This window comes from Nocardioides sp. CPCC 206348, assembly GCF_048654705.1.
Classification (GTDB): Bacteria; Actinomycetota; Actinomycetes; order Propionibacteriales; family Nocardioidaceae; genus Nocardioides.
In genome coordinates, this window is sequence record NZ_JBMCZA010000093.1 from 1 (window position 1) to 1,929 (window position 1,929).

The following is a 1,929-nucleotide window of genomic DNA, read 5'->3' on the forward strand; positions in this document are numbered from 1 at the left end:
CTCAACCCGGTCGCCCGGGTCGAGGGCATGGGTCCGATGCTGCTGTCCCAGGTCCGCGACCTGCTGCGCCGTTACGCCAAGGTGACGGTGACCCCGGTGATCGACCTGCACGCCGGGCGTTCGGTCAACGGCTACGAACACCCCACCGACGTGAAGACCCGTACCGAGCTCCGCACCATCGGCGACGTCTTCCCCCACGCCACCGGCACGTTCACCCGGACGGGCCGGGCACCGGACCACGACCACACGGTTGCTTACGACAAGCACGGGCCACCCGGCCAGACCGGCGACCACAACGACACCCCGCTACGACGACATCACCACCGCGCCAAGACCCACGCCGGTTACCGCGTGCACCAGCTCGGACCCGACCGGTGGATCTGGCGCACCCCTCACGGCCTGCACCGCCTGGTCACCACCGGCGGCACCACGACGATCACCGCAGGCGAGTTCCATGCGCTCAAGGCTCTCGCCATGGAACTGGCCGGCGACTACGCAGCCTGATCGCGCGCTGCGCCTACCGTCGACGACACCGGCGACGAGTCAGAGGCGCCGTACGGCTGGGACGGATTGGTGCCCTGGTAGCGACGAGCACCCACGGGCCTAGTGATCCGCGATTCGACGGTGTCGCGTCCATGGCGCGCCAAGGTGACTCCGAGTGGCTCGCTCCTCCGGCACCAGGTCGATCGCATCGAGCAACGTGGGGTCGCCGTCGATGTGGTGATGCAGGTGCTCCACCTTCCCCGTGGCTGGGTCTGCGTCCGTCGTGCCGATCAGTTGCCACATGCCGTCGTCGTCGTGCGCGACCAGGACGACAGGCTCCCGTCGGGCAGCAACCTCACCAGTGACGATTGCGCTGGTTCCCCGCAGCCAGTGGCCCATCCAGGTGGCGCGACGGTCGCGCTCCATGACCGTGTCCACCACGGCCCAGACGAACGGCAGGTCCACGTGTCCGCGAGCCTCGGACGCGATCAGGTGGGGCCCGCCCTGCGGCACGGTCTCGAACGGCTGGTCGACGAGGGCGAACGCGCGCTCGCCGTCGTGAAGGAACACCGAGGCATGAAAGGTTCCACCGCCCGGATTCCCATGACCGATGCCAACGGAGAGCCGTGCTTCTCGGGGATCTGCATTGGACACCCAGCCGAACGCGTAGGAGGCCAGCTCGCCACGCGGACCGACGAACTCGCCGAACGCTCGACGATCCACGCCTTGGGCGTCCCTCGTGGGGGACTCGGAAAGGCGCCCTTCCTGGACCTCGACCTGGAACCGCTGCTTGCGTCGACCGAACATCGCGCGAGTGTCTCATCCCCAATTCGTTGCGACGTCGTGTCGCTAACCTGAAGATCCGTGTTCCCACCGGCCGGAGGAATCGACATGACGAGCGAGGCACCGCCCACGTCGGTCCTCGACGTCCTCCGCGACCGTCGTACGACGGCCAGCCGGCCGGGCGCGAGAACGGACTCCTACCGCGTGGCGCTGGCCATCGAGGGCGGCGGCAACCGGGCGGCGTACTCCGCGGGCATGGCGCTCGCGCTCGACGAGGCCGGACTGACGGACTCCTTCGACGACGTCTACGGAACGTCGGGCGGTGCGCTCAACGGGGCGTGGTTGTTGACGGGTGAGGCGCAGCGCTGGATGCGCAGCTGGGCGTGGCCGGAGGTCGCGGCCGCGGGCATCACGGACCCGCGCCGGGTATTGCGGGGCGGGCCGCTCATCGACCTCGGGCGCCTGGTCCACCACGTCTACGAGGCGATCACGCCGATGGACTTCGAGGGGATCCTCGCCAACCCGATCGGCTTCCATCCGATGGCGACCGATGCGCGTACCGGCGAGGGGGCCGACCTGGCGCCGTACGTCACCGACCGGCGCAGCCTGCAGACCGCCCTGCGGGCGACGTCCTGCCTGCCGCTGCTCGCCGGGCGCCCGGTT

At 69.6% G+C, this 1,929-nt stretch carries 3 protein-coding genes and 1 pseudogene; 3 read left to right on the forward strand and 1 reads right to left on the reverse strand.

From position 1 onward, the window contains the following. Positions 1-504: pseudogene (locus ACOADB_RS04905) on the forward strand (hypothetical protein); the annotation flags it as partial. A gap of 99 nt (positions 505-603) precedes the next feature. Here ACOADB_RS04905 and ACOADB_RS04910 read toward each other — a convergent pair. Beyond that, a complete protein-coding gene (locus ACOADB_RS04910) occupies positions 604-948 on the reverse strand; it encodes a hypothetical protein (RefSeq protein WP_378596820.1) in 345 nt (114 codons plus the stop codon). Here ACOADB_RS04910 and ACOADB_RS04915 point away from each other — a divergent pair, their 5' ends adjacent. Together ACOADB_RS04915 and ACOADB_RS04920 are read left to right on the forward strand one after the other, a co-directional pair. Then, entirely contained in the window at positions 949-1,341 is a 393-nt protein-coding gene (locus ACOADB_RS04915; protein WP_378596821.1) for a hypothetical protein, read from the forward strand. Positions 1,342-1,374: 33 nt separating this feature from the next. Beyond that, a partial coding sequence (locus ACOADB_RS04920) for a patatin-like phospholipase family protein (RefSeq protein WP_378596822.1) occupies positions 1,375-1,929 on the forward strand: 555 nt, incomplete at its 3' end.